This window comes from Streptomyces katrae, from assembly GCF_000717655.1.
Lineage (GTDB): Bacteria > Actinomycetota > Actinomycetes > Streptomycetales > Streptomycetaceae > Streptomyces > Streptomyces katrae_B.
In genome coordinates this window covers 260,965-286,654 of the sequence record NZ_JNZY01000003.1, presented here as the reverse complement: position 1 = coordinate 286,654, position 25,690 = coordinate 260,965, and the positions used below count along the sequence as shown (strand labels likewise).

General features: G+C 72.7%; 23 protein-coding genes. 14 read left to right on the top strand and 9 right to left on the bottom strand.

Annotated elements, in window-relative coordinates; translation table 11 throughout:
• The first annotated feature begins 3 nt into the window (after window positions 1-3).
• The 7 genes from IF09_RS0106315 (at window position 4) to IF09_RS0106285 (ending at window position 8,653) form a co-directional block, all read left to right on the top strand.
• Window positions 4-774 carry an ABC transporter ATP-binding protein gene (locus tag IF09_RS0106315; RefSeq protein ID WP_051832135.1) on the top strand — a complete coding sequence of 257 codons (771 nt, stop codon included), beginning with the start codon at window positions 4-6 and terminating at the stop codon, window positions 772-774.
• On the top strand, window positions 771-3,593 hold the full coding sequence (locus IF09_RS0106310; protein WP_030292761.1) for an ABC transporter permease: 2,823 nt from the start codon (window positions 771-773) through the stop codon (window positions 3,591-3,593). The genes IF09_RS0106315 and IF09_RS0106310 overlap by 4 nt, the downstream gene beginning before the upstream one ends.
• 93 nt (window positions 3,594-3,686) lie before the next feature.
• A complete protein-coding gene (locus IF09_RS0106305) occupies window positions 3,687-4,220 on the top strand; it encodes a bacterial proteasome activator family protein (protein WP_030292759.1) in 534 nt (177 codons plus the stop codon).
• A gap of 158 nt (window positions 4,221-4,378) precedes the next feature.
• Complete coding sequence (locus tag IF09_RS0106300; protein ID WP_030292757.1) at window positions 4,379-5,242, top strand: NTP transferase domain-containing protein; 864 nt, start codon at window positions 4,379-4,381, stop codon at window positions 5,240-5,242.
• Window positions 5,239-6,552: a molybdopterin molybdotransferase MoeA gene (locus tag IF09_RS0106295; RefSeq protein ID WP_078613081.1), complete on the top strand. Its 1,314-nt coding sequence runs from the start codon at window positions 5,239-5,241 to the stop codon at window positions 6,550-6,552. Before IF09_RS0106300 ends, IF09_RS0106295 begins: the two co-directional genes overlap by 4 nt.
• Window positions 6,540-7,640, top strand: coding sequence for a potassium channel family protein (locus tag IF09_RS0106290; protein ID WP_030292751.1), 1,101 nt, complete (start codon window positions 6,540-6,542; stop codon window positions 7,638-7,640). The genes IF09_RS0106295 and IF09_RS0106290 overlap by 13 nt, the downstream gene beginning before the upstream one ends.
• A gap of 35 nt (window positions 7,641-7,675) precedes the next feature.
• A complete protein-coding gene (locus tag IF09_RS0106285; protein ID WP_030292749.1) occupies window positions 7,676-8,653 on the top strand; it encodes an NAD(P)H-quinone oxidoreductase in 978 nt (325 codons plus the stop codon).
• 108 nt (window positions 8,654-8,761) lie between these two features.
• On the opposite strand, the gene IF09_RS0106280 is transcribed toward IF09_RS0106285, so the two are convergent.
• Genes IF09_RS0106280 through pdhA form a run of 3 tightly spaced genes read right to left on the bottom strand, consistent with a single transcriptional unit; the run spans window position 8,762 to window position 12,212 of the window.
• On the bottom strand, window positions 8,762-10,081 hold the full coding sequence (locus tag IF09_RS0106280) for a dihydrolipoamide acetyltransferase family protein (protein WP_030292748.1): 1,320 nt from the start codon (window positions 10,079-10,081) through the stop codon (window positions 8,762-8,764).
• On the bottom strand, window positions 10,081-11,079 hold the full coding sequence (locus IF09_RS0106275) for an alpha-ketoacid dehydrogenase subunit beta (RefSeq protein ID WP_030292747.1): 999 nt from the start codon (window positions 11,077-11,079) through the stop codon (window positions 10,081-10,083). Before IF09_RS0106275 ends, IF09_RS0106280 begins: the two co-directional genes overlap by 1 nt.
• Entirely contained in the window at window positions 11,076-12,212 is a 1,137-nt protein-coding gene (gene pdhA, locus IF09_RS0106270) for a pyruvate dehydrogenase (acetyl-transferring) E1 component subunit alpha (RefSeq protein WP_030292746.1), read from the bottom strand. The genes IF09_RS0106275 and pdhA overlap by 4 nt, the downstream gene beginning before the upstream one ends.
• Window positions 12,213-12,415: 203 nt before the next feature.
• On the opposite strand from pdhA, the gene IF09_RS0106265 reads away from it, so the two are divergent.
• Window positions 12,416-12,970 carry an Lrp/AsnC family transcriptional regulator gene (locus IF09_RS0106265; protein WP_078613080.1) on the top strand — a complete coding sequence of 185 codons (555 nt, stop codon included), beginning with the start codon at window positions 12,416-12,418 and terminating at the stop codon, window positions 12,968-12,970.
• 99 nt (window positions 12,971-13,069) lie between these two features.
• Here IF09_RS0106265 and IF09_RS45470 read toward each other — a convergent pair whose 3' ends face one another.
• The 3 genes from IF09_RS45470 to IF09_RS0106250 all read right to left on the bottom strand — a co-directional run bounded on the left by IF09_RS45470 (window position 13,070) and on the right by IF09_RS0106250 (window position 16,962).
• Window positions 13,070-14,758, bottom strand: coding sequence for a PKD domain-containing protein (locus IF09_RS45470; RefSeq protein ID WP_158709913.1), 1,689 nt, complete (start codon window positions 14,756-14,758; stop codon window positions 13,070-13,072).
• Window positions 14,759-14,872: 114 nt separating this feature from the next.
• Window positions 14,873-15,466 carry a TetR/AcrR family transcriptional regulator gene (locus IF09_RS0106255; protein ID WP_030292742.1) on the bottom strand — a complete coding sequence of 198 codons (594 nt, stop codon included), beginning with the start codon at window positions 15,464-15,466 and terminating at the stop codon, window positions 14,873-14,875.
• Window positions 15,463-16,962: a 3-hydroxyacyl-CoA dehydrogenase gene (locus tag IF09_RS0106250; RefSeq protein ID WP_030292739.1), complete on the bottom strand. Its 1,500-nt coding sequence runs from the start codon at window positions 16,960-16,962 to the stop codon at window positions 15,463-15,465. The genes IF09_RS0106255 and IF09_RS0106250 overlap by 4 nt, the downstream gene beginning before the upstream one ends.
• Before the next feature lie 167 nt (window positions 16,963-17,129).
• Between IF09_RS0106250 and paaN the strand changes: the two genes are divergently transcribed.
• On the top strand, window positions 17,130-18,812 hold the full coding sequence (gene paaN / locus IF09_RS0106245; protein ID WP_030292738.1) for a phenylacetic acid degradation protein PaaN: 1,683 nt from the start codon (window positions 17,130-17,132) through the stop codon (window positions 18,810-18,812).
• Here paaN and IF09_RS0106240 read toward each other — a convergent pair.
• The 3 genes from IF09_RS0106240 to IF09_RS45465 form a co-directional block, all read right to left on the bottom strand.
• Entirely contained in the window at window positions 18,809-19,573 is a 765-nt protein-coding gene (locus IF09_RS0106240) for a TrmH family RNA methyltransferase (protein ID WP_030292737.1), read from the bottom strand. The two genes, paaN and IF09_RS0106240, sit on opposite strands and share 4 nt — an antisense overlap.
• Before the next feature lie 286 nt (window positions 19,574-19,859).
• Window positions 19,860-21,095 carry an HTTM domain-containing protein gene (locus IF09_RS0106235; protein ID WP_418953023.1) on the bottom strand — a complete coding sequence of 412 codons (1,236 nt, stop codon included), beginning with the start codon at window positions 21,093-21,095 and terminating at the stop codon, window positions 19,860-19,862.
• Window positions 21,032-21,814, bottom strand: a complete 783-nt coding sequence (locus tag IF09_RS45465; RefSeq protein WP_158709912.1) for a DUF5819 family protein — start codon at window positions 21,812-21,814, stop codon at window positions 21,032-21,034. Before IF09_RS45465 ends, IF09_RS0106235 begins: the two co-directional genes overlap by 64 nt.
• 135 nt (window positions 21,815-21,949) lie before the next feature.
• Here IF09_RS45465 and paaA point away from each other — a divergent pair, with 135 nt between their 5' ends.
• From paaA to IF09_RS0106205, 5 genes are read left to right on the top strand one after another with little or no spacing between them, the layout of a single operon-like run.
• A complete protein-coding gene (paaA, locus tag IF09_RS0106225) occupies window positions 21,950-22,978 on the top strand; it encodes a 1,2-phenylacetyl-CoA epoxidase subunit PaaA (protein ID WP_051832134.1) in 1,029 nt (342 codons plus the stop codon).
• Window positions 22,975-23,259, top strand: coding sequence for a 1,2-phenylacetyl-CoA epoxidase subunit PaaB (paaB, locus tag IF09_RS0106220; protein ID WP_030292728.1), 285 nt, complete (start codon window positions 22,975-22,977; stop codon window positions 23,257-23,259). The genes paaA and paaB overlap by 4 nt, the downstream gene beginning before the upstream one ends.
• Window positions 23,256-23,996 carry a 1,2-phenylacetyl-CoA epoxidase subunit PaaC gene (gene paaC, locus IF09_RS0106215; RefSeq protein ID WP_030292726.1) on the top strand — a complete coding sequence of 247 codons (741 nt, stop codon included), beginning with the start codon at window positions 23,256-23,258 and terminating at the stop codon, window positions 23,994-23,996. The genes paaB and paaC overlap by 4 nt, the downstream gene beginning before the upstream one ends.
• Complete coding sequence (paaD, locus tag IF09_RS0106210) at window positions 23,990-24,535, top strand: 1,2-phenylacetyl-CoA epoxidase subunit PaaD (protein WP_418953022.1); 546 nt, start codon at window positions 23,990-23,992, stop codon at window positions 24,533-24,535. Before paaC ends, paaD begins: the two co-directional genes overlap by 7 nt.
• On the top strand, window positions 24,536-25,663 hold the full coding sequence (locus IF09_RS0106205; protein WP_051832133.1) for a 2Fe-2S iron-sulfur cluster-binding protein: 1,128 nt from the start codon (window positions 24,536-24,538) through the stop codon (window positions 25,661-25,663). It abuts the gene before it with no gap.
• The last annotated feature ends 27 nt before the right edge of the window (window positions 25,664-25,690 follow it).

Below are 25,690 nucleotides of genomic sequence, written 5' to 3'. Positions count from 1 at the left end.
CCCATGCCTGACCAGCAGTCCGCGCCCCACATACAGCCCGCACGGTCCGCCCAGCCCGTGCTGCAGCTGGACAAGCTCACCCGTACGCACGGCAGCGGCGCCACCGAGGTGCACGCCCTGCGCGGGATCGACCTGGCCGTCTACCCCGGCGAACTCGTCGCCGTCATGGGCCCCTCCGGCTCCGGCAAGTCCACGCTGCTCACCCTGGCCGGCGGCCTCGACACGCCCACCAGCGGCCATGTGATCGTCGAGGGAACCGACATCACCACCGCGAACCGCAAGCAGCTGGCCGCACTGCGCCGCCGCAGCATCGGGTACGTCTTCCAGGACTACAACCTGATCCCGGCCCTCACCGCCGCCGAGAACGTGGCCCTGCCGCGTGAACTCGACGGGACCTCCGCCCGCAAGGCCCGCGTCTCGGCCCTGGCCGCCCTGGAGGAGATGGGCCTCGGGCAGCTCGCCGACCGCTTCCCCGACGAGATGTCCGGCGGCCAGCAGCAGCGCGTGGCCATCGCCCGCGCCCTCGTCGGCGACCGCCGCCTGGTCCTCGCGGACGAGCCCACCGGCGCCCTCGACTCCGAGACCGGCGAATCCGTCCTCGCCCTGCTGCGTTCGCGCTGCGACGCGGGCGCCGCCGGAATCCTCGTCACCCACGAACCGCGGTTCGCCGCCTGGGCGGACCGCGTGGTCTTCCTGCGCGACGGCAGCGTGGTCGACGAGACCCTGCGCAGCCAGGCCGACTCGCTGCTCTCGGGGCAGGCGGCCGGCCGGTGAAGTCCTCGTACCACTCCTGGATCGCGGCCATCAGGATCGCCCGCCGCGACGCCTGGCGCGCGAAGGGCCGCAGCGCCCTCGTCCTCGCGATGATCGCCCTGCCGATCGTCGGCGTGAGCGCCGCCGATCTCACCGTGCGCAGCGCCGAGCTCTCGCCCGAGCAGAAGGTGTCCCGTCAGATCGGCGCGGCGGACGCCCGGCTGAGCGATTCGGACCTGGGCGGGCCCGTCTACCAGGACGTCGAGGGCAGGACCTCCATGCCCGTCGGCGGCTACGACAAGTACGTCCCCGGCGCGGAGTCGAATCCGAACCTGCTGACCTCGTTGATCCCGGCGGGTGCCCAGTCCCTCAAGGACAGCACCGCGCACACGAAGATCCGCACCCGGTACGGCCTGCTGGAGACCGATCTGCGGGAGATCGACACGGCCAGTCCGCTGGTCAAGGGCATGATCGAGATGAAGCGCGGGCGGCTGCCCCAGGAAGCTGGCGAGGTCGTCGCCACGGCCGCCTTCCTGGAGGAGTCCGGCTTCTTCGTGGGCTCCGAGTTCCGCGCACGCGGCTCGGAGACGTGGTACCGGATCGTGGGCGCGTACGAGCTGCCGTCCGAGCTCAAGAAGACCGAGGTCCTCGCCCCGCCCGGCACCCTGCTGGCCCCGCTCGACAAGGCCTTCCAGGCCGCCGGGGTCCCCGGGGTGGTCGCCACCGACACCTACCTGGTCAAGGTCGGCGGCCATGGTTTCACGTGGAACATGGTCAAGGAGCTCAACGCGAAGAGCGTGCAGGTCGTCTCCCGCGCCGTGCACCTCGACCCGCCGGCCGAGTCCGAGGTGCCGTACATCGCCCAGCAGAAGGAGCTGGGCTACTACCACCCGGACAACGAGCTCCCGGTCACCGAACTGGCCGTCCTGGCCACCGTCGTCGGCCTCGCGATGCTGGAGATCTGTCTGCTGGCCGGACCCGCCTTCGCGGTCGGCGCCCGTCGCTCGCGCCGCCAGCTCGGCCTGGTCGGCGCCAACGGCGGCGACCGGCGTCACATCCGGGCCATCGTGCTCTCCGGCGGTCTCGTCATCGGAGCCGCGGCCGCCGTCTGCGGCACGGTCCTCGGCATCGCCCTGACCGTGGGGCTGCGGCCGGTGCTGGAGGAATACCTCGGCGCGCGCTTCGGCGGGTTCACGTTGCGCCCGCTGGAAATCCTCGGCATCGCCCTGCTCGCCGTCGTGACCGGCCTGCTGGCCGCGATCGCCCCGGCCGTCACCGCCTCCCGGCAGACCGTGCTGGCCTCGCTGACGGGCCGTCGCGGGGTCCGCCGGGCCAACCGGGTGCTGCCCGTCCTCGGCCTGATCGCCCTGGGCGCCGGAGCCGCGATCGCCCTCTACGGCACTGCCTCCGAGATGGGCGCCACCGTCGTCGCGGGCGGCAGCGCCATCGCCGAGCTGGGCATCGTCGCCCTCACCCCGGTGCTGGTCGGCCTGTTCGGGCGGCTCGGGCGCTGGCTGCCGCTGTCGCCGCGGCTCGCGCTGCGCGACGCCGTCCGCAACCGGGGCCGTACGGCGCCTGCCGTGGCCGCCGTCCTGGCCGCCGTCGCCGGCACCGTCGCGGTGGCCACGTACCAGCACAGCATGGAGCTGCAGGCCCGCCACGAGTACATCGCCGAACTCCCGGACGGCGCGGGAGTCGTGGCCGTCCACGAGCTCGGCCGCAGCAAGGACATGGGCGCCGTCCGCGAGGCGGTGACACAGGAACTCCCGCTGGCCGTGCGGGCCGACGTGGACTACATCTCGTACGGCAAGCCCGGCTGCGAGAAGTTCACCGGCCGCGAAGGCTGCGGACGGGCCGAGATCATGCGGCCCAAGGAGCAGCGCTGCCCGCTCTACGAGGCCAAGGACGGGGCCGACTCGTTCGGGCCGGCGGAGAGGAAGGCGCTGCGCAAGGACCCGCGATGCACGTACAACCGCCACTCCGCGCAGTTCGACGTGGTCGTCGCCGACGAGAAGCTGCTGACGGCGCTCGCGGTCACCGATCCGGGCGCGGTCTCCGCCCTGAAGGAGGGCAAGGCCGTCTCCTTCGACAAGCGCAACGTCAAGAACGGCAAGGTCACCGTCCGGCTGATCGACAACAACAACGACGTCTTCGAGCCGGGGGTCGATCCGAAGGGGGAGGACAAGGTCTTCGCCGTCCACCAGGCGCCCGACACCGCTGAGGGGTACGGCCTGGAGCTCGTCCTGCCGCCCGCCGCGGCCAAGAGCGCCGGGCTGACCACCCTGCCGTTCGCCTCGTACTTCACCCTGGACGGCACCGCCACCAGCCGGCAGAAGCAGCGGGTGGCCGCGCGGATCGACCAGATCGGCGTGGAGGCCCCCGTCACCATCGAGGCCGGCTACCAGGCCGATGCCGACATCACGATGCTGGCCCTGACCGTCTTCGCGGGCCTGGTCACCATCGGCGCGGCCGGCATCGCCACCGGACTCGCACAGGCCGATGCCGAGGCCGATCTGAAGACCCTGGCGGCGGTCGGCGCACCGCCACGCGTGCGGCGCACGCTCAGCGGCTTCCAGTGCGGGGTGGTGGCCCTGATGGGCGTGGTCCTGGGCTCGGCGGCGGGCATCCTGCCGGCGGTCGGCCTGCGGCTCGTCCAGCGGCGGGAGACGGAACACCTCATGGAGATGGCCGGCGACGCGAACGACAAGCTGTTCGTGCCGATCGCGGTGCCGTGGGAGACCCTCGGCGGGCTGCTCGTCGTGGTTCCGCTCGGCGCGGCCCTGCTGGCCGCCCTGGTCACCAAGTCCAGCGGCGCCATGGCCCGGCGCGCGGCGGGCTGACGGTCACTGTGCGTTCACGCCCCCGTACAGGGTGGATCACGCCCGTACGGGGGCACACCGTGTGAGTAAGACGGTGTGCGAGAGAATGACGGCATGGAGATGCCGAGGAGTGAACGGTCGCAGGACAGCCCCCCGCACGGCCTGATCGTGGGACAGGACGGGATGCCGGTCGGCGGCGCCGATGACGAGTCGCGCGAGGTCCCGGTGACGGAGATGGTCGAACAGCCCGCCAAGGTCATGCGGATCGGCAGCATGATCAAGCAACTTCTGGAAGAGGTCCGCGCCGCACCTCTGGACGAGGCCAGCCGGGTCCGTCTCAAGGACATCCATGCAGCGTCCGTGAAGGAGCTGGAGGACGGTCTGGCTCCCGAGCTCGTGGAGGAACTGGAGCGCCTGTCGCTCCCGTTCACGGAGGAGGCGATTCCCTCCGAGGCGGAACTGCGCATCGCGCAGGCCCAGTTGGTGGGCTGGCTGGAAGGCCTGTTCCACGGCATCCAGACGGCCCTGTTCGCGCAGCAGATGGCGGCGCGGGCCCAGCTCGAACAGATGCGCCGCGCCCTCCCCCCGGGCGCCCCGACGGACGAGGAAGACGCCCACGGCGCCATCCGCTCGGGCCCGTACCTGTAGACAACGGTGGTGGCGGGGCTTGCGGGCCCCGCCACTGTCGTTCCCGGCCCCGCCGCACCATCCGGGCCCCGTCGGCGTCCGAGGCGCCGGGGTCCGGGGGCAGTGCCCCGGGAAGTGCAGCTCCCCGCAGGGGACATGGCCCCCGCATACTCATGGGTATGACCTACGACGCGATCGTCCTGGCCGGCGGCGCCGCAAGACGACTCGGCGGCGCGGACAAACCCGCCCTCCGTGTAGGCGGACGCGCCCTCCTCGACCGCGTCCTGGACGCCTGCACGGACGCCACCACCACCGTCGTCGTCGGCGGCCGCCGCCCCACCTCCCGCCCGGTCCGCTGGACCCGGGAGGAGCCGCCCGGGGCCGGCCCCGTCGCCGCCCTCGACGCCGGTCTGCGCCAGACCACCGCCGAGCTGGTCCTCGTACTCTCCGCCGACCTCCCGTTCCTCGACCGGGCCACGGTCCGCACGCTCCTGGATTCCGCCGGAGCCGACGGCGCCCTTCTGCGCGACCCCACCGGCCGCGACCAGCCGCTCGTCGCGGCCTACCGCGCCGAACCCCTGCGCCGCGAGATCGCCCTCCTGGCGACCGAGCACGGCGGCCTCTCCGGGCTCCCCCTGCGCGCCCTCACCGCCGAGCTGGACCTGGCCAAGGTGGCGGACACTGCGCCACTCGCCTCCTTCGACTGCGACACCTGGGACGATCTCGCAGCCGCCCGCGCCAGGATCAGGGAGCATGGAAGCGTGCTGGACCAATGGATCAACGCCGTCAAGACCGAGCTGGGCATCGACCTCGCCGTCGACACCAAGACCCTGCTCGACCTCGCCCGCGACGCCGCGCACGGTGTCGCCCGGCCCGCCGCCCCCCTGACCACCTTCCTCGTCGGCTACGCGGCCGCCCAGGCCGAAGCCACCGGCACCGACCCCGCCACCGCCGTCGCCGAGGCCTCCCGCAAGGCGGCCGACCTGGCCCTGCGCTGGGCCGCCGAAGCCGAGGCCGAGGCCGAACAGAACGGCTCAGGATGACCCCCACCGACGCCGACCACACCCTCCAGGCCCTCGACGAGGCCCTGGCCCTGGTCAGCCGCGATCCCCGGCCCGGCGCAGCCGGCACCCACCGCGCCGCCGCCTGGCCGCAGGCCCGGGAGGCCGCCGCCCGCGCCGGCTCCGCCCTCCGGCCCCGCACCCACCGGGTCCCCCTCGCCGACGCGCTCGGGGAGGTGCTGGCCCAGTCCCTGGAGGCCCTCACCGATCTGCCGTCCTTCGACACCTCCGCCATGGACGGCTGGGCCGTCGCCGGCCCCGGCCCCTGGACCGTCCGTCCCGGCGGCGGGGTACTGGCCGGCTCCGAGCGGCCCGAGCCGCTGGCCGACGGCGAGGCGGTACGGATCGCCACCGGCGCCCGGATCCCCGCCGACACCACCGCCGTGATCCGCAGCGAGCACTCCCGCGAGTCCGGCACCCAGCTGCACGCTGACCGGACCGTCCTCACCGGCCAGGACATCCGCCCCCGGGGTCAGGAGTGCCGCTCCGGAGATCTCCTGCTGCCCGCCGGCTCCCTCGTCACTCCGGCGGTCCTGGGCCTCGCCGCGGCCGCCGGGTACGACGAACTCGCCACCCGGCCCCGGCCCCGCGTCGAGATCCTGGTGCTCGGCGACGAGCTGCTCACCGAAGGCCGCCCGCACGACGGCCTGATCCGGGATGCCCTCAGCCCCATGCTCGGCCCCTGGCTCACCCGGCTCGGCGCCGAGGTCACCGCCACCCGGCGGCTCGGCGACGACCCCGAGGGCGCCAAGGCCCTGCTGGACGCCATCACCTGCTCCGACGCCGACCTGGTCCTCACCACCGGCGGGACCGCCTCCGGCCCCGTCGACCACGTCCACCCCGTCCTGCAGGAGGCCGGCGCCGAGCTGCTGGTCGACGGGGTCGCCGTACGCCCCGGGCACCCCATGCTGCTGGCCCGACTCGGCGACAGGTCCTCCGGCCAGGACGCGGTGCGCCACCTGGTCGGCCTGCCCGGCAACCCGCTCGCCGCCGTATCCGGACTGCTGACCCTCGCCGAACCGCTGCTGCGCGCCTTGGCCGGCCGCCGCCAGCGCCCCCGGTACACGGTCCCGGTGCAGGGCGACGTACCCGGCCACCCGTACGACACCCGGCTCGTGCCCGTCCTGCTGACCGACGAGCACGCCGTGCCGCTGCGCTACAACGGCCCCGCCATGCTGCGCGGCGTGGCCGCCGCCGACGGGCTGGCCGTCGTACCGCCGCACGGCGCGCACGACGGGCAGGACCTCGAGATCCTGGATCTGCCGTGGGTCTCGGGAGGATGTTTCACGTGAAACTCCACGGCCAGGACGCGATGGCCCGTGGCGCCGACGAGAAACTCGTCTCGCGGCGCATCAAACTGCCCAAGCGCGTCGTGGAGAAGCCGCTCCGGCAGGTCGGCAGACGCCTGTTGATGGCCCTGTTCGTGCTGTTCCTGACGGTCCTGATCGTGTGGCTCGACCGCGACGGGTACCACGACAACGCCAACGAGCAGGTCGACTTCCTCGACTGCGTCTACTACGCCACGGTGACCCTGTCGACGACCGGCTACGGCGACATCGTCCCGTACAGCGACAGTGCGCGGCTGACCAACATCCTGCTGATCACGCCCCTGCGCGTGCTCTTCCTGATCATCCTGGTCGGCACCACCCTGGAGGTCCTGACCGAGAAGACCCGCGAAGAATGGCGACTGAGCCGCTGGAGGAAGAACTTGCGTGAGCACACGGTCGTCGTCGGCTTCGGCACCAAGGGCCGCTCTGCGCTGCTGACGCTGCTGGCCACCGGCCTGCGCAAGGAGCAGGTCGTCATCGTGGACCCGAGCGCCAAGGTGATCGACACGGCCAACGCGGAGGGATTCACCGGGGTCGTCGGCGACGCCACCCGCTCCGATGTCCTGCTGCGCGCCGAGCTGCAGAAGGCCCGTCAGATCGTCATCGCCACACAGCGGGACGACACCGCCGTACTGGTCACGCTGACGGCTCGGCAGATGAACCGCGGCGCGAAGATCGTCGCGGCGGTCCGCGAGGAGGAGAACGCGCCCCTGCTGCGCCAGTCGGGTGCGGACGCGGTCATCACGAGCGCGAGCGCGGCCGGCCGGCTGCTGGGGCTCTCGGTGCTGAGCCCGAGCGCGGGCACGGTGATGGAGGACCTGATCCAGCAGGGCAGCGGACTGGACCTGATCGAACGGCCCGTCAGGAAGGCGGAGGTGGGCAAGGGCGTACGGGAGACGGAGGACCTGGTGGTGAGTGTGCTGCGCGGCCACCGGCTGCTCGCGTACGACGACCCGCACGCGAGCCCGCTCCAGCTGACGGACCGTCTCATCACCATCGTGCGCGCGGCGCCGCTCGCCTCGTCGCCGATGACGATGGGACCCGCCGACTAGCCGGCGCGCCGCCGGGGTGGCGTACCCTCCGGGCCATGCATGCGATCACCATCGAACAGCCCGGCGGCCCCGAGGCCCTCGTCTGGGCCGAGGTACCCGATCCGGTGGCCGGCGAGGGCGAGGTCCTCGTCGACGTCGCGGCGAGCGCCGTGAACCGCGCCGACATCCTCCAGCGCCAGGGCTTCTACGACCCCCCGCCCGGCGCCTCCCGCTACCCCGGCCTGGAGTGCTCGGGGCGTATCGCCGCCCTCGGACCGGGAGTGTCCGGCTGGGCGGTGGGCGACGAGGTGTGCGCGCTGCTCGGCGGCGGCGGGTACGCGGAGCGGGTCGCCGTCCCGGCCGGCCAGCTGCTGCCGGTCCCGGCGGGCGTGGACCTCGTGACGGCGGCGGCGCTGCCCGAGGTGGTCTGCACCGTGTGGTCGAACGTGTTCATGGTGGCGCACCTTCGCCCTGCCGAGACGGTGCTGGTGCACGGCGGCTCCAGCGGCATCGGCACGATGGCGATCCAGCTGGCGAAGGCGGTCGGCGCGACGGTGGCGGTGACGGCCGGAGGCCCGGAGAAGCTGGCCCGCTGCAAGGAGCTCGGCGCGGACATCCTGATCGACTACCGCGAGCAGGACTTCGTGGCGGAGCTGCGGGCCGCGACGGGGGGCGCCGGCGCGGACGTCATCCTGGACATCATGGGCGCGAAGTATCTGGCGCGGAACCTGGACGCCCTGGCCGTGAACGGCCGGCTCGCGGTGATCGGGCTCCAGGGCGGGGTGAAGGCCGAGCTCAACCTCGGCGCGCTGCTGGCGAAGCGGGCGGCGATCACCGCCACCTCCCTGCGGGCACGCCCGCTGGAGGAGAAGGCGGCCATCGTCGCCGCCGTACGGGAGCACGTGTGGCCCCTGGTGGCAGCGGGCCGGGTCCGCCCGGTGGTGCACGCGACGTATGCGATGGCGGATGCCACCGAGGCCCACCGCACGATGGAATCGAGCACGCACGTAGGCAAGCTCCTGCTCACCACCTGACCGTCTTTGCCGCGCGGGGTTTGCCCCTCCCCGCCCTTCTCCCGTTCAGCGGGCTCCGCCCCGGGAACGGGAGAAGGGCGGGGAGGGGACTCGCCCCGCAGGGCCCCGCTACAGCGAACGCAGCAGCACCGCAGGCGACTCCACGCAGTCCGCGACGTACCGCAGGAACCCGCCCGCCGTGCCGCCATCGCACACCCGGTGGTCGAACGTCAGCGACAGCTGGACGACCTGGCGGACCGCCAGCTCGCCCTGATGGACCCACGGCTTCGCCACGATCCGGCCGACGCCGAGCATCGCCGCCTCCGGGTGGTTGATGATCGGCGTGGAACCGTCCACACCGAACACCCCGTAGTTGTTCAGGGTGAACGTCCCGCCCGTCAGATCCGCCGGCGCCAGCTTCCCGGCCCGGGCGACCTCGGTGAGGCGGGCGAACTCCGCCGACAGCGACTCGGCGCCGCGCGCCTGAGCGTCCCGGACCACCGGGACCACCAGCCCGCGCTCCGTCTGCGCCGCGAAGCCCAGGTGCACGGACGGCAGCCGCACGATCTCGTTCGCCGCGAGGTCCACGGTCGAGTTGAGTTCCGGGTACTTCGCCAGCGCGGCCGTGCAGATCCGGGCCAGCAGCGCGAGCACCGAGATCTTCGGCCCGCCCACGGCGTTCATCGCGGCCCGCGCCGCCATCAGCTCGGTCGCATCGGCGTCGACCCAGCACGTGGCGTCCGGGATCTCCCGGCGGCTGCGCGACAGCTTCTCGGCCACCGCGCCCCGCAGGCCCTTCAGCGCAATCCGCTCACCGCTCACCGCGGCCGCCACGGGGGCGGAAACGGGAACGGCCACCGGCTCCGGCGCGCGGAGCGCCGCCTCGACGTCCGCACGCAGGATCAGGCCCTCGGGTCCGGATCCGTGCAGCGCGCGCAGGTCGATCCCGTGGTCCCGCGCCAGCTTGCGCACCAGCGGCGAGATCACGGCGACGGGCCCGGCCGAAAGGGGAGCAGGAGCCTGAGCAGGAGCCTGAGCGGCAGCGGGCGCGAGGGGAGCGGGTGCGGAAGCAGCGGCGACAGCCGGCGCTGCGGAGCCAGGTCGCACCCGCCTCCGACGCGCCGTACGCGAGTGGTCCGTCCCGTAGCCGACCAGGACGTTGCCCGAGCCGGAGTCCTCGGGCTCCACCGCCCCGTCCGCGCCCGCACCCACCGCCACCGTGATCAGCGGTGCTCCGACGGGGAGTTCCGTGCCCTCCTCCCCGAACCTGGCGGTGACCACACCGCCGTACGGGCACGGCACCTCCACCATCGCCTTGGCCGTCTCGACCTCGACCACCGGCTGGTCGACGGCGACGACGTCGCCCACCGCCACCAGCCAGCGGACGATCTCGGCCTCGGTCAGTCCCTCCCCGAGATCGGGGAGCTTGAACTCCATTACCTGCGGCATCAGTTCTCCCACTGCAGGCGGGCCACGGTGTCCAGGATCCGGTCCACACCGGGCAGATGGTGCTTCTCGAGCATCGGCGGCGGGTACGGGATGTCGAAGCCCGTCACGCGCAGCACCGGCGCCTCCAGGTGGTGGAAGCACTTCTCCTGGATGCGGGCGACGAGCTCCGCGCCCGGTCCTCCGAAGCCGTTGGCCTCGTGGACCACCACCGCGCGCCCGGTGCGGCGCACGGACGCCACGACCGTGTCCTCGTCGAACGGGACGAGCGAGCGCAGGTCCACGACCTCCAGGTCCCAGCCCTCCTCGCGCGCCGCCTCGGCCGCCTCCAGGCACACCGGCAGCGAGGGCCCGTACGTGATCAGCGTGGCGCTCGTGCCCGTACGCCGGACGAGTGCCTTCCCGATCCCCGGCACGGCCGCCGGCGTCTCGGGGTTCCACTGGGCCTTCGACCAGTACAGCCGCTTCGGCTCCAGGAAGACCACCGGGTCGTCGCTCGCGATCGACGCGCGCAGCAGCCCGTACGCGTCCTCCACGGTCGCCGGGGTCACCACGTGCAGGCCGGGGGTGGCCACGTAGTACGCCTCGGAGGAGTCGCTGTGGTGCTCCACCCCGCCGATCCCGCCGCCGTACGGCACCCGGATGGTGATCGGCAGCGGCATCGCGCCGCGCGTGCGGTTGCGCATCTTCGCCACGTGCGAGATGAGCTGCTCGAACGCCGGGTAGGCGAACGCGTCGAACTGCATCTCCACGACCGGCCGCAGCCCGTACATGGCCATGCCCACCGCAGCGCCCAGGATCCCGGCCTCGGCGAGCGGGGTGTCCGTACAGCGGTCCTCGCCGAACTCCTTCGCGAGGCCGTCCGTGATCCGGAAGACCCCGCCCAGCGTCCCGACGTCCTCGCCCATGACGTGGACCGTCGGGTCCTCCGCCATCGCGTCGCGCATGGCCCGCCCCAGGGCCTGCGCCATCGTCGCCGGCTTCACGGCCACCGTGGTCACGACTGCTCCTCCGCGTCGAGCTCGGCGCGCAGCATCTCCGCCTGCTCGCGGAGCCGGCCGGTCTGCTCCGCGTAGACGTTTTCGAACAGGTCCATCGGGTCGAGCACGGGCTCGGCGTTCATCCGCTCGCGCAGCGTCGCGGCCATCGCCTCGGCGGCGTCCTTGGCCTCCTGGATGCCCGCCGCGTCCAGCAGCCCGCGCGCGGTCAGCTCGCGCTCCAGCAGCTCCACCGGGTCGTGCGCCTTCCAGGCCTCGACCTCGGCGTCACCGCGGTAGCGGGTCGCGTCGTCGGCGTTCGTGTGGGCCTCGATGCGGTACGTGACCGCCTCGATCAGTGTCGGTCCGCCGCCGGCCCGGGCCCGCCGGACCGCCTCGGACAGCACCTCGTGCACGGCGGCGATGTCGTTGCCGTCGACGAGGCGGCCCGGCATCCCGTACCCGACGGCCTTGTGGGCCAGGGTGGGGGCGGCGGTCTGCTTGGCGAGCGGGACGGAGATGGCGAAGCCGTTGTTCTGGACGAGGAAGACCACCGGGGCCTGCCAGACGGCCGCGAAGTTCAGCGCCTCGTGGAAATCGCCCTCGCTGGTGCCGCCGTCGCCCACCAGGGCGAGGGCGACCACGTCGTCGCCGCGCAGCCGGGCCGCGTGCGCCAGGCCGACCGCGTGCGGCAGCTGGGTGGCGAGCGGGGTGCTCAGCGGGGCGATCCGGTGCTCGCGCGGGTCGTAGCCCGTGTGCCAGTCGCCGCGCAGCAGCGTCAGCGCCTGGACGGGGTCGAGTCCGCGCGCCACGGCCGCGAGGGTGTCGCGGTAGCTCGGGAAGAGCCAGTCCTGCTCCTCGAGGACCAGCGCGGCCGCGATCTCGCAGGCCTCCTGGCCGACCGTGGAGGGGTACACCGCGAGCCGGCCCTGCCGGGTGAGGGCGGTGGCCTGGGCGTTGTAGCGGCGGCCGCGCACCAGCTCGGCGTAGCAGCGCCGCATCAGCTCGGGGTCGAGCTTCTCGGCGGCCGGCGTGCCCAGTACCCGGTACGGCTCGGGGTCCGGGAGCAGCGGAGCGGCATCCGTACGGGGCCTCCAGGCGGGCGGCGGGGTGGATCGGTAGGACGCACCGGCACCGGGCAGCTCTTGGACCGTCATGGCGGCGTACACCTCCTCGTGGGAAGTCGTCTGGGCACCCCCGGGGGCACCCCCGGCGGTGGCCGGGGGCATGTGAGGCGCCTCACCAACCGATTGTTCGGTCGATGGCGCAATTTGGCTACAGGCGGCTCCAGGCTGTGGACAAAGTGACGCCGGGGCCCTGGGATGGGTGCAGGACGTCCAGGAGAGGGAGGCAGTGGGCAATGCCGGATGAACAAATGGCCGCAGCGGGTTCCGCACCGGTCCCACCGGGCGGTGCACCTTCCGCCCCACAGGCCCCGCCCCGCGCCCTGGATCCCATCGACCGTTCGATCATGCGCCTGCTCCAGGCGGACGGCCGCGCGTCGATACGCTCGGTGGCCGAGCAGGTCCACGTGTCGCGCGCGAACGCCTACGCCCGGATCAACCGGCTGATCGACGACGGGGTGATCCGCGGGTTCACGGCCCGCGTCAACCACGAAAGGGCAGGCCAGGGCGCTTCCGCGTACATCACCCTGAAGATCGTCCAGAACTCCTGGCGCACGGTCCGCGAGAAGCTGCGCGAGCTCCCGGGCGCCGCCCACATCGCGCTGGTCAGCGGCGATTTCGACGTCCTGCTCCTGGTCCACACGCCGGACAACCGCACCCTGCGCGAGCTGGTGCTGACCCGCCTCCAGTCCATCCCGGAGGTCCTCTCGACGCGCACGCTGCTGGTCTTCGAGGAGACCGACCTCCTCGACACCGGCCCGAACGGCGGACCGGCGATCTCCGAGGAGTAGGCGATCCCCGAGACAACAGGGGCTGCGGAACGCGACAGCGCCCCGGGAACGGCCTGGAGGGCGGTTCCCGGGGCGCTGTGCGAGGCGCCTACGGGTTGATCACTTGGTCTCGTAGTAGCCGAAGATGTCGACGATCAGGTCGGTGGTGTTCCAGCTCTGGTTCCAGAAGTCGACGACCCCGTTGACGCCGCCGGAGCTCGCCTGGACCAGGTTCGGGACGGTCTTGCCGGCCGTCCAGTTCAGGGTGGACGCGGTGGGACGGGTCAGCTGCGACTCGGTGCCGCTCTCGTACTGGTCCGGCGTGTTCGTGTCCGGGGCGACCGAGAGGAAGCCCGCGTCCTTGGTGTTGGTCACCGTGGTGTTCAGGACGTAGCCCGCGATGCCCTGCTCGCCGTGGGAGATGGGCATCCAGATGTAGCCGCGGGGGTACATCGGCCCCTGGCCCCAAGCACGGGTGTCGAGCATGCGGCCCGGGGTGACCGGCATGAAGGCGCCCGAGCTGTCGGGGCTGTAGTAGCCGACGACGTCGACGATGACGTCGGTCCCCGCCCAGGCGCCGTTGAAGACGTTGACCTTCCCGTCGGCACCGACCGGGACGACCACCGAGTTGGCGACGGTCTGCCCGGCCTTGAAGTTCACGTTCGAGGTGTTCGGGGCCTGCTGGCCGCTCGGGTAGGCCGTCAGGTGGCCGTCCTCGCGCGGGCCGGTGGCCGTCACGTTCAGCGCCACGGCGGTGGCGTTGGAGGGCACGTACCAGCCGCCGAGCTGCACGCCGATCGTGCCGCGGCCCGCGACCTGCCCCTGGGGCGCGCCCTGGCCGGAGCGGGTGTCCACGGCGCGGACCGGGGCCATCGGCGTGTAGCCGCTGGCCGCGGTGCGGGTGAAGTAGCCGGTGATGTCGGCGATCAGGTCGACCGCCGTCCAGCTGCCGTTGTAGAGCTCGACGGTGCCGTCCTTGCCGACCGGCACGACCACCAGGTTCGGGACGGTCTGGCCGGCCTCGAAGTTGAGGTTCGAGGTGGTCGGACGCGTGCCGCCGCCCGGGAAGGCCGTGACGTGCCCGGGGTTGGCGGCGTTGGTGACGGTGACGTTCAGGGCCACGGCCGTGACGCCCGCCGGTATCTTGCCGTTGCCGGCGATCTTCACCTTGGCCGAGGAGTACGCCTGGACCATGCCCTTCGGGGCTCCGGTGCCGGTCCGGGTGTCCAGGAGACGGGTCGGGGCGTACGGGGTGAAGTCCGAGCCGACCGTCGACAGCGGGAGCTCGTTGACGACCTCGGCCGAGTTCGCCAAGTCCGTCACGGTGACCTTGACGTTGTACTCGCCGAGCTCGGCGTAGCTGTGCTTCAGCGACACCTCCTGGCCGGGGAGGGCCTGGGTGCTGTCGGTCGTCCCGTCACCCCAGCTGTACACGACGCGGAGATTGGCGCCCGGGGAGCTGAGGACCTGGGCCTTCAGCTCGATGCCGTGCGCGGACGTGCTCTGCGCGTCGAGGACGAGGCCCAGGTCCGGGTTGCCCGCGGCGGTCTCCGCACCCTGGGCGGTCGCGGCAGCCGTGCCCTTGGCCGCCGGCAGGGCCTTGCGGACCGAGTGCTCGGCCGGGCTGTGGAACTTCTTGACTTCGGATGCACCGAGCTTGGCCAGGTCCGCCGCGGGAGCGGACACCCCCTTGGCCACCGGTGCGGACGGACCCGCGGCCGGACCGGCCGCCTGGGCCGTGCCCGGGATGAAACCAACGCTGGCCGCGACGACGACGGCAGCGGAAACTACGAGACGGCGACTGCGCACCGGCCCCCCCATTTTCTATTACTGCTTGAACATGTTCGAAAGCCTGCTCATCGTACAGACCCCGCGCGGCGATTCAGCCGGCATTTGCGGCCAGACCGTACGGATCATGGCCGGTCACCGACCGCGTACGGTCCGCAGTCCGTCCAGCGCCATGTGGACGACCGCGTCCGCCAATTGGTCCGCGGTGGTGCCGGGGTGCGGCCGGTACCACTCCACCAGGGAGTTCACCATGCCGAACAGCAGGCGGGTCGCCAGCCGGATGTCCACGTCCGCGCGCAGGTCCCCGTCGGCCGCGGCGGCCTTGAGGAGCTCCGCGACCTGGTGGTCGAACTCACGGCGGCGCTCCAGGGCCCAGCGCTCGGTCCGGGTGTTGCCCCGCACCCGCAGCAGCAGCGTCACGTACGGGAGCTCGGCGACCAGGACCTCGACCGTGCGCCGCGTGACGTACTCCACCCGCTCGACCGCCCGGCCGCGTACGGCACCCGTCTCCTCCAGGACGGCGAAGAGCCCGTCGAGCGCGCGGCTGACGGCCCGGCGCAGGAGCTCCTCCTTGCCCGCCACGTGGTGGTAGATCGAGGACTTCGAGATGCCCGCCGCCTTGGAGAGGTGCTCCATGGAGGTGCCGTCGTAGCCCCGCTCGTTGAAGACCTGGACGGCGACCGACAGGAGCGTCTCGGGGGTGTACGTGTCCCGCCTGGCGGTGGTCATTCGGCGTCCTCCGCGTAGCCGAGCTTGAACAGCGCCAGCGAGGGCGCGTAGCGGCCTCCGGGACAGCGCTCGTCGAGGTGGTGCAGCAGGTCGTAGGCCCAGTCGCGGCCCAGCCGGCCGTGCCATTCGGACGGGCCCAGCGGGTAGTTCACGCCGAGCCGCATCGCCGTGTCGATGTCCTCGGCGGTGGCCGCACCGCGCGCGACGGCATCGGCGGTCAGGTCGATCAGCATCGCGACCGTGCGCGCCACGATCATGCCGGGCACGTCGCCGATGACGGAGACCTTCTTGCCGAGCTTCTGGAACAGACCGACCGCCTCGGCCAGGGTCCGCTCGGTGGTGTCCGCACCGGCGGACAGCGCGATCCGGGTGGCCCCGCGGTAGTCGAGGGCGAGGTCGAAGTAGACGACGTCGGCGAACTCGATCGAGGTCTTGCCGTCCGCGAGCACCAGCTGGCCCTCGCCGGGCAGCTGGATGTACGGGCCCCCGTGCTCGGTGGACGTGACCGCGATCCCGGCCTCTTCCAGCAGCTCGACGAGCCCGGCGGCGGGACCGAGGTCGCCGACCACGGTGACCTTCTCGGGGGACTCCTCGGGACCGGCGGTGTGCGGGGCCGGAGCCTGGACGTCCGGGCCGTACGGGAACCAGCCGTGCCCGGACTTGCGGCCCAGGCGGCCCGACTGGACCAGCCGGCGCTGCGCGAGGGACGGGGTGAACTTGGGGCTCCGGAAGAAGGACTCCCACACGGAGCGGGTGACGGCCTCGTTGACGTCCTGTCCGATGAGGTCGGTCAGCTGGAACGGGCCCATCTTGAAGCCGCCGCACTCGCGGAGCACGGCGTCGATGGTCGCCGGGTCGGCGCCCTGCTCCTCGTACACCGCGAAGGCCTCGGCGTAGAAGGGGCGGGCGATCCGGTTGACGATGAAGCCGGGGGTGTCGGCGCAGCGGACCGGCGTCTTCCCCCAGCCCAGGACGGTGCGGTACGCGCGCTCGGCGGCGGCCGGGTCGGTCGCGAAACCGCTGACCACCTCGACGAGAGGGAGCAGCGGGGCCGGGTTGAAGAAGTGCAGGCCGAGGAAGCGGCCGGGGTGCGCGAGGCCGGCGGCGAGCTCGGTGACGGAGAGGGAGGAGGTGTTCGTGGCCAGCAGCGCGTCCGGCGCGACCACCTCTTCGAGTGCTTCGAAGAGCGCGCGCTTGACGGCGGAGTCCTCGACGACGGCCTCGATGACGAGCGCGGCGCCGGCGAGGTCGGTGAGGGCGGTGGCCGCATCGATCCGGCCGATCGCGTCCTCGGCCTCGGCGGGGTCGAGGCGGCCCTTCGCGGCCATGCGGTCGACGCGGTCCTGGACGATGCCGACGCCGCCGGCGGCGAGCTCGGCGTTGATGTCGTAGATCAGCACCCGGTGACCTGCGAGGAGGGCGACCTGGGCGATGCCCTGCCCCATGGTGCCGGCGCCGACGACCGCCACAGTGCGGGACCGCTCGATTGCTGTCATGTCCTGATCCTCCCGCACCGGGTTATCCACAGGCCTGCCGGGCCCTCTTGTCCCGACCGATCGTTCGGTTACTCTAACTCCAGTCTGCTCTTCTTCACCCGCCCCTGCCTGATCTCAGTCTGCGACCCAGCCTGATCTTGCCCGGCTCAACGAGGAGTTGGTCCCTGATGGCCGCCGAGCTCACCGTCCCCCAGCTGTCCGACAAGCACCGGTCCACCCTGGACCAGGCCCTGGCGGCCATCCGCAGCCGCGCCTACTGGTCCCCGCATCCGGAGCACCCCAAGGCCTACGGGGAGACCGCCCCGGCCGACGGGCTGGCCGCCTTCGAGGCCGTCCGCGGCACCCGCTTCGACCTGGGCCAGCCCGGCACGGACGGCTGGGCGGGCGCCGAAGTGTCCCCGTTCGGCCCCGAGCTGGGCGTCGAGTACCCGCACGTCGACCCCGACGTCCTGCTGCCCGCGATGAAGGCCGGCATGGGCGCCTGGCGGGACGCCGGTCCCGAGGTGCGCGCCCTGGTCTGCATCGAGATCCTGGCCCGGATCGGCGCGCGCACGCACGAGTTCGCGCACGCGGTCATGCACACCAGCGGCCAGGCCTTCATGATGGCGTTCCAGGCGGGCGGCCCGCACGCACAGGACCGCGGCCTGGAGGCGGTGGCCTACGCGTACGAGGAGCAGACCCGCGTCCCGGGCCAGGCCGACTGGTCGAAGCCGCAGGGCAAGAAGGACCCGCTGGAGCTCGGCAAGACCTTCACGGCCGTCCCGCGCGGCATCTCCCTGATGATCGGCTGCAACACGTTCCCGACGTGGAACGGCTACCCGGGCCTGTTCGCCTCCCTGGCCACGGGCAACGCGGTGCTGGTCAAGCCTCACCCGCGCGCCGTGCTCCCGCTGGCGCTGACCGTGAAGGTGGCCCGCGAGGTCCTCGCCGAGGCGGGCTTCGACCCGAACCTGGTGGCGCTGGCCGTCGAGCGCCCGGGCGAAGGCATCGCCAAGACCCTGGCCGTCCGCCCCGAGATCAAGCTGATCGACTACACCGGCTCGACCGAGTTCGGCGACTGGCTGGAGACCAACGCCCGCCAGGCACAGGTCTACACGGAGAAGGCCGGCGTCAACACGGTCGTGGTCGACTCGACGGGCAACTACAAGGGGATGCTGTCCAACCTGGCGTTCTCCCTTTCGCTCTACAGCGGCCAGATGTGCACCACCCCGCAGAACCTGCTGATCCCGCGGGACGGCATCGAGACGGACGCCGGCCACAAGTCGTACGACGAGGTCGTCGCCGACCTCGCGGCCTCGGTCGGCGGCCTGCTGGGCGACGACGCCCGGGCCAACGCGCTGCTCGGCGCCCTGGTCAACCCGGACGTCAAGGCCCGCCTCGAGGCCGCGACCGGCCTCGGCGAGGTGGCACTGGCCTCCCGCGAGGTGATCAACCCCGAGTTCCCGGACGCCGTCGTCCGCACCCCGGTGATGGTCAAGCTGGACGCGGCCAAGCCGGACGACTCGGCCCCGTACCTCTCGGAGTGCTTCGGCCCGGTCTCCTTCGCGGTCGCCGTGGACTCCACGGCGGACGCCCTGGACCTCCTGCGCCGCACGGTGCGGGAGAAGGGCGCGATGACCGTCGGCGCGTACACGACGTCCGCGGACACCGAGCGGGCCATCGAGGAGGTCTGCCTCGAGGAGTCGGCGCAGCTGTCGCTGAACCTGACGGGCGGGGTCTACGTCAACCAGACCGCGGCCTTCTCGGACTTCCACGGCTCGGGCGGCAACCCGGCGGCGAACGCGGCCCTGTGCGACGGGGCCTTCGTCTCGAACCGCTTCCGCATGGTGGAGATCCGCCGCCAGGCCTAGGCGTCGTCGCGGGGCCCGCCCCAGTGGAAGAGGGTCATGGCCACGCTGGTGGCCAGGTTGTAGCTGGACACCTGCGGCCGCATCGGCAGGGAGACCAGGTGGTCCGCGCGGTCACGCAGCTCGGGTGAGATGCCGTGCCGCTCCGAGCCGAAGGCGAGCAGGGCGTCGTCCGGGAGGGTGAGGGCACGGATGTCCTCGCCCTCCGGGTCGAGCGCGTACAGCGGCCCGGCGGGCAGGGTGTCGATCTCGACGCGGTCGACGGTGGTGGCGTAGTGCAGCCCGGCCCCGGCCCGGACCACGTTCGGGTGCCAGGGGTCGAGGTCGCCGCGGGTCACCACGCCGGTGGCGCCGAAGCCTGCGGCGAGCCGGACCACGGCGCCGACGTTGCCGAGGTTGCGGGGGTTGTCGAGCACGACGACGGGCGCGGTCCGGGGCTGCCGCTCCAGCCGGGCCCGCCCTTCGGCCCGGTCGGGCCGCACCGCCAGCGCCGCGACCCCGGTGGGATGGACGCGCGGCAGCAGCGTGCGCAGCTCGGCCCTGCGCACCAGCCGCCCGACCTCGCCCGCCACATCCGGAGCCAGCTCGCCGGCGAGCGCCCGTACGGCATCCGGATCGTCGGCGACGACGGCCCGCACATCGGCTCCGAACCGCAGGGCGTGCTTCAGCGCATGGAACCCGTCGAGGAGTACGAGGTCCCCGCACTCGGCGGCCTCCCGCCACTGCCGTGCGGTCTGGTCGGGGCTCCCATGCTGCTCAGTCATACCGCCGAGCGTACGGGCCGTGGCCTGGGAGTTCTGCCCCCTGCCCGCCCTTCGCCCGTTCCCCGGCGCTGCCCGGACCCGGTCCTCGAACGCGGACGGTCCGGAGGTTCAGCCCCGTCGGCGTCAGCGGCGCGGGTGCCCGGGGGCAGCGCGCCCGCAACGGCCCGCACTCGCAGGGGTCCGGGGCGTGCCCCTGGGGGCACCTCCCGGCGGTAGCCGGGGAGAAACGGAGAAAGGGCGGGGCGGGGAGGAGCCCCGCACAGCGGAAGCCGCACGCGCCGGGGGCTCAGCGCACGCTGGGACTCGGCCCCGCCGGCGCGACAGCCGCCTCGGCCTCCGCCGGAACCGCCGCAGCCCCCGCCGTCTCCACCAGGCGGGAGGCCCTCACCCCGAGCCACACCAAGAACCCCGTCGGCAGAAACACCGCATCCGCGGCGATCATCGCCAACGAGAAGAACGGCAGACCCAGCAGCACCGCGATCCCGGCATGCTCGAGCATCATCACGCCCAGCAGCACGTTCTTGATCCGCCGGTTGAACACCGTGAACGGAAACGCGACCTGCACCGCCACCGTCCCGTACGACAGCAGCATCACGAGCGTCCCGCTCCCCGCCACCACCGCCGACAGCCCCGGCCACGGCGTGAAGTAGTCCAGCCCGAGCGGGTAGTACAGCGCGGTCCCGTCCTGCCACCGCGACCCCTGGATCTTGTACCAGCCGGCCGTCGCGTAGATCAGGCAGACCTCCGCCATGATCACCAGCAGCCCCGCGTTGTGCACCAGGTTCGCCAGGACGTCGAGGACCGCCCGCCCCTCGCCCTGCGGCTCGTACCGGTCCACCATCCACCACACCGCGCAGACCACCCACAACGCCGCGAAGGCCGCCAGCCAGCCGTAGCTGAACCGCGCGGCCACCGCCCCGTACGCGAACACCGCGCCGAGCACACCCCACAGCACCGGCCCGGCCACCCCCGCCGAGGCCGACCCGCGCAGCCGCGCGCGCCGCGCGTCCAGCGACCACACCTGTGCGCACCGCGTCAGCACCAGGTACATCGCCATCAGGTGGATGACGTTGTCCCCGCCGTCGCCCATGAACACGCTGCGGTTCTGCAGCGACAGCACCCCGACCATGAACACCACGGACATCGCGCGCGTCCGCCAGCCCAGCATCAGCAGCACGCTCGAGAGCACCGACACCGCGTACACGGACTCGAACCACAGCGCCGAGTCCGACCACATCAGCACCGTGAAGGCGTGGTTCGAGTCGACCAGCCGCTCCGCCAGCCCGAAGCTCCAGGGCCCGTCCGGCCCGTACAGCTCGTGCCGGTTCGGGAACTCCCGCAGCAGGAAGAACAGCCAGGTCGCGGAGAAGCCGATGCGGACGACGGCGCTCTGGTAAGGGCCCAGCGCCCGTCCCGTGACCTGCGCGACCGCCCGGCCGGCGGCGGCGCGCGCCCGCCTCACACCGTCCACCACGGCAGCTCCCGGTAGTAGGTCTCGGTGTCGGTCTTCTCGTCGCTCCACGGCGGCGCCGCCACCGCCCGCGTCGCCGAGCGCAGCTGGATCCGTACGATCTCGCCCCGCAGGCCGGTCCCGTCGTCCGCGAGCCGGCTCAGTGCGATCCGGCGCAGGTACTGCTCGGACAGCTCCCCGCGCTCGCCGATCGGCTTGTTGTCCTCGTCGTGCGAGCCGGTGAAGAAGTCCCAGGCCCGACGCAGCTCGTTCTGCCGGGTGTGGCTCGGCAGCAGGCTGTGCCGGATGGCCGCGCCGTCCTCGGCCGACAGGTCGCGCCAGCCGACGGAGACCAGCTCGCCGCCGAGGTCGGGGCGGACCTCGGCCCGTACCTCCACCGCGATGTTCTGCTGGAGCGGGTTGGGGGCGAAGAGCTTCCAGTTCTGCTCGAACTCGGGGTAGATCCAGTCGTCGACGGTCTGCGCGTGCTGCTTGCTCACCGTGTTGGACGGGGCGACGTGCAGGAAGACGAGCGCCAGGTGCCCGCAGGCGGCGAGGCCCACGGCCGCCAGCGCCAGGGCCGCGACGACCCGGTACGGGGCGGACAGACCGGCGATCCCGGGCGCCCGCGGCGCCACCGGGCCCGGCGGACGCGGTTCGGCCGCCGGTTCGACCGGCGGATCCACGGGCGGGCGCGCCGACGGAACAGCCGGGCGGTCGACCGGCGGAACGACCAGCGGAACGACCGGCGGAACGGCCTCTTCCGCGGGCTCGCGCTCGTTCGAATCCATCCCGCCCCGATCGTCCGGCGTCCACAGGGTTGACCTCAGAGGTTGACACCCTACGGGCCGCCGACCCACCATTGAAGAGTACGAACCGAACGATCGGTCGGTCGGGCGGTCAACAATCTCTGGCAGGGGGCCGGGATGGTGGCAGTGACCCCGGAAACGGGGCAGGACTCAGGCCTCGGGGCTGACCTCGGGGCACAGCTCGCGGCGGCCTTCGACGCCGCCGTGGCGGCCGACGAGCGCGTCGAGCCGCGCGACTGGATGCCCGAGGCGTACCGCGCCTCGCTCGTCCGCCAGATGGCCCAGCACGCCCACTCCGAGATCATCGGCATGCAGCCCGAGGCCAACTGGATCACCCGCGCGCCCTCGCTGCGCCGCAAGGCGATCCTGATGGCCAAGGTCCAGGACGAGGCCGGGCACGGCCTCTACCTGTACAGCGCCGCCGAGACCCTCGGCACCAGTCGCGACGAGCTGCTCGACAAGCTGCACTCCGGCAAGCAGAAGTACTCCTCGATCTTCAACTACCCCACCCTGACCTGGGCCGATGTCGGCGCGATCGGCTGGCTCGTGGACGGCGCGGCGATCACCAACCAGGTGCCGATCTGCCGCTGCTCGTACGGGCCGTACGCCCGCGCGATGGTCCGGATCTGCAAGGAGGAGTCCTTCCACCAGCGCCAGGGCTTCGAGCTCCTCATGGCCCTCTCCAAGGGCACGGAGGCGCAGCACGCCATGGCGCAGGACGCCGTGGACCGGTGGTGGTGGCCCTCGCTGATGATGTTCGGCCCGCCGGACGACGAGTCGGCGCACTCCGCGCAGTCCATGGCATGGCGGATCAAGCGGCACTCCAACGACGAGCTGCGCCAGCGCTTCGTGGACATCGCCGTTCCGCAGGCCGAGGCGCTGGGCCTGACCCTGCCCGACCCGGACCTGAAGTGGAACGAGGAACGCGGGCACCACGACTTCGGTGCGATCGACTGGGCCGAGTTCTGGGACGTGCTCAAGGGCAACGGCCCGTGCAACGAGCAGCGGATCGGCCAGCGGCGCCGGGCCCACGAGGAAGGCGCCTGGGTCCGCGAGGCGGCCGCGGCGTACGCCGGGAAGCACACCGCCCGGACCGAGCACACCGCAGTACAGAGCACGGCAACGAACGAGGAGGCAGGGGTATGACGCAGAACTGGCCACTGTGGGAGGTGTTCGTGCGCTCGCGCCGCGGCCTCTCGCACACGCACGCGGGCAGCCTGCACGCGCCCGACGCGGAGATGGCCCTGCGCAATGCCCGCGACCTCTACACGCGGCGCGGCGAGGGCATCTCGATCTGGGTGGTGCCCTCCACCGAGATCACCGCGTCCTCGCCGGACGAGCGGGACCCGTTCTTCGCCCCGTCGGCCGACAAGCCGTACCGGCACCCGACCTTCTACGAGATCCCCGAGGGGGTGCACCACCTGTGACCAGCACCGATGCCGTTCAGCCCGATCTCGTCCGGTCCGCAGCCCTCGCGCTGGGGGACGACGCCCTGATCCTCTCCCACCGCCTCGGCGAGTGGGCGGGTCACGCCCCCGTCCTGGAGGAGGAGGTCGCCCTCGCGAACATCGCGCTCGACCTGCTCGGCCAGGCCCGCGTCCTGCTGTCCATGGCCGGCGACGAGGACGAGCTGGCCTTCCTGCGCGAGGAGCGGTCCTTCCGCAACCTCCAGCTGGTCGAGCAGCCGAACGGGGACTTCGCCCACACCATCGCGCGCCAGCTGTTCTTCTCCTTCCACCAGCACGAGCTGTACGCGGAACTGGCCGTCGGCGACGGCCCGTTCGCCCCGCTGGCGGCCAAGGCCGTCAAGGAGACCGCGTACCACCGCGATCACGCCGAGCAGTGGACGCTGCGGCTCGGCGACGGCACGCAGGAGAGCAACGCCCGCATGCAGGCCGCCCTGGACGCGCTGTGGAAGTTCACGGGCGAGATGTTCCAGCCGGTGGACGGCATCGACGGCGTGGACTGGGCCGCCCTGGAAGGGCGCTGGCTGTCCGCCGTGGGCGGCGTACTCGAGCGGGCCGGACTCGCGCTCCCCGAAGGCCCGCGCACCGGCGCCTGGGCCGCCGGGGCCGGCCGCCAGGGACTGCACACCGAGTCCTTCGGCAGGCTGCTCGCCGAGATGCAGCACCTGCACCGCAGCCATCCGGGGGCGTCATGGTGACGGACACGCCCCGCGCCCCGGCCCCCACGGGCGGGCCCGGGGCCACCGAGGCCATGACCCGCCTGGAGGCGGAGCTGGCCGAGCTCGCCGGCTCCGTGCCCGACCCCGAGCTGCCCGTCCTCACGCTCGCCGAGCTGGGCGTGATGCGCGGTGTGCGGATGCACGAGGACGGCCACGTCGAGGTCACCCTCACCCCGACCTACACCGGCTGCCCCGCCATCGAGGCCATGTCCGCCGACATCGAGCGGGTCCTGACCGGCCACGGCATCCCGGACGTGCAGGTGCGCACCGTCCTGGCCCCGGCCTGGTCGACCGACGACATCAGCGCCGAGGGCCGGCGCAAGCTCGCCGAGTTCGGCATCGCCCCGCCGCGGCCGCACGCGGCCGGCGGGCCGGTCCCGGTCACCCTCTCGGTCCGCTGCCCGAACTGCGGATCGACCGACACCGAACTGCTCAGCCGGTTCTCCTCCACCGCATGCAAGGCGCTGCGCCGCTGCACCGCCTGCCGTGAACCGTTCGACCACTTCAAGGAGCTGTAGATGGCCGCGTCCACGCCGTCGCCCACGTCGGGCTCCGGGCGCCCCGCGCGCCACGGCGCCTTCCACCCGCTGACGGTGGCGGCGGTCGACCGGCTCACCGACGACTCCGTGGCGCTGACCCTGCGCGTCCCCGAGGAGCTGCGCGGCGAGTACCTGCACGCCCCCGGCCAGCACCTCACGCTGCGCCGCAGCACCCCCGAGGGCGAAGAGATCCGCCGTACGTACTCGATCTGCTCGCCCGCCCCGGCCCCCGCGGGTCTCGGCCCGGCATCGCTGCGGGTGGGCGTGCGGCTGGTGGAGGGCGGCGAGTTCTCCACATTCGCGCACAAGGAGATCGCCGCCGGCGACGTGCTGGACGTGATGGTCCCGGCCGGGCGGTTCGTCCTGGAGCCGGCCGCCGCGCCGGCCGCCGGGCACTACGCGGCGATCGTCGGCGGCAGCGGGATCACCCCGGTGCTGTCGATCGCCGCCTCGCTGCTGGCGGCGCGGCCCGACGCCCGGTTCTGCCTGGTCCGCAGCGACCGTACGGCGGCGTCGACGATGTTCCTGGACGAGGTCGCCGACCTCAAGGACCGCTTCCCGGACCGCTTCCAGCTGGTGACGGTCCTGTCCCGGGAGGAGCAGGAGGCCGGGCTGCCGTCCGGCCGCCTCGACGAGGAGCGGCTGAAGGCCCTGCTGCCCGCGCTGCTCCCGGTCGGGGACGTGACGGGCTGGTTCCTGTGCGGCCCGTACGGGCTGGTCGTGGGCGCGGAACGGGCGCTGGGCACGCTCGGCGTCCTCCGGACCCGGATCCACGAGGAGATCTTCCACGTCGAGGACACGGCTCCGCCGGCCCCGGCCGCGGTTCCGGCCCACGTACGGGTCACGGCCCGCCTCGACGGACGTTCCGGGACCTGGCCGGTCCGCGACGGGGAGTCCCTGCTCGACGCCGTGCTGCGCAACCGCGCGGACGCCCCGTACGCCTGCAAGGGCGGGGTCTGCGGCACGTGCCGGGCGTTCCTGGTCACGGGCGAGGTCCGGATGGACCGGAACTTCGCGCTGGAGGCGGAGGAGACGGAGGCCGGGTTCGTGCTGGCCTGCCAGTCGCACGCGGTGACCGAGGAAGTGGAGATCGACTTCGACCGCTGAGGCCGGCCGTTTCCTTCACTGTGCATT

Coding starts and splice junctions, on each gene's coding strand:
- IF09_RS0106315 (WP_051832135.1), top strand. CDS start 4: ATGCCTGACCAGCAGTCCGCGCCCCACATACAGCCCGCACGGTCCGCC.
- IF09_RS0106305 (WP_030292759.1), top strand. CDS start 3,687: ATGGAGATGCCGAGGAGTGAACGGTCGCAGGACAGCCCCCCGCACGGC.
- IF09_RS0106300 (WP_030292757.1), top strand. CDS start 4,379: ATGACCTACGACGCGATCGTCCTGGCCGGCGGCGCCGCAAGACGACTC.
- IF09_RS0106295 (WP_078613081.1), top strand. CDS start 5,239: ATGACCCCCACCGACGCCGACCACACCCTCCAGGCCCTCGACGAGGCC.
- IF09_RS0106290 (WP_030292751.1), top strand. CDS start 6,540: ATGTTTCACGTGAAACTCCACGGCCAGGACGCGATGGCCCGTGGCGCC.
- IF09_RS0106285 (WP_030292749.1), top strand. CDS start 7,676: ATGCATGCGATCACCATCGAACAGCCCGGCGGCCCCGAGGCCCTCGTC.
- IF09_RS0106280 (WP_030292748.1), bottom strand. CDS start 10,081: ATGCCGCAGGTAATGGAGTTCAAGCTCCCCGATCTCGGGGAGGGACTG.
- pdhA (WP_030292746.1), bottom strand. CDS start 12,212: ATGACGGTCCAAGAGCTGCCCGGTGCCGGTGCGTCCTACCGATCCACC.
- IF09_RS0106265 (WP_078613080.1), top strand. CDS start 12,416: ATGCCGGATGAACAAATGGCCGCAGCGGGTTCCGCACCGGTCCCACCG.
- IF09_RS0106255 (WP_030292742.1), bottom strand. CDS start 15,466: ATGACCACCGCCAGGCGGGACACGTACACCCCCGAGACGCTCCTGTCG.
- IF09_RS0106250 (WP_030292739.1), bottom strand. CDS start 16,962: ATGACAGCAATCGAGCGGTCCCGCACTGTGGCGGTCGTCGGCGCCGGC.
- paaN (WP_030292738.1), top strand. CDS start 17,130: ATGGCCGCCGAGCTCACCGTCCCCCAGCTGTCCGACAAGCACCGGTCC.
- IF09_RS0106240 (WP_030292737.1), bottom strand. CDS start 19,573: ATGACTGAGCAGCATGGGAGCCCCGACCAGACCGCACGGCAGTGGCGG.
- IF09_RS45465 (WP_158709912.1), bottom strand. CDS start 21,814: ATGGATTCGAACGAGCGCGAGCCCGCGGAAGAGGCCGTTCCGCCGGTC.
- paaA (WP_051832134.1), top strand. CDS start 21,950: ATGGTGGCAGTGACCCCGGAAACGGGGCAGGACTCAGGCCTCGGGGCT.
- paaB (WP_030292728.1), top strand. CDS start 22,975: ATGACGCAGAACTGGCCACTGTGGGAGGTGTTCGTGCGCTCGCGCCGC.
- paaD (WP_418953022.1), top strand. CDS start 23,990: ATGGTGACGGACACGCCCCGCGCCCCGGCCCCCACGGGCGGGCCCGGG.
- IF09_RS0106205 (WP_051832133.1), top strand. CDS start 24,536: ATGGCCGCGTCCACGCCGTCGCCCACGTCGGGCTCCGGGCGCCCCGCG.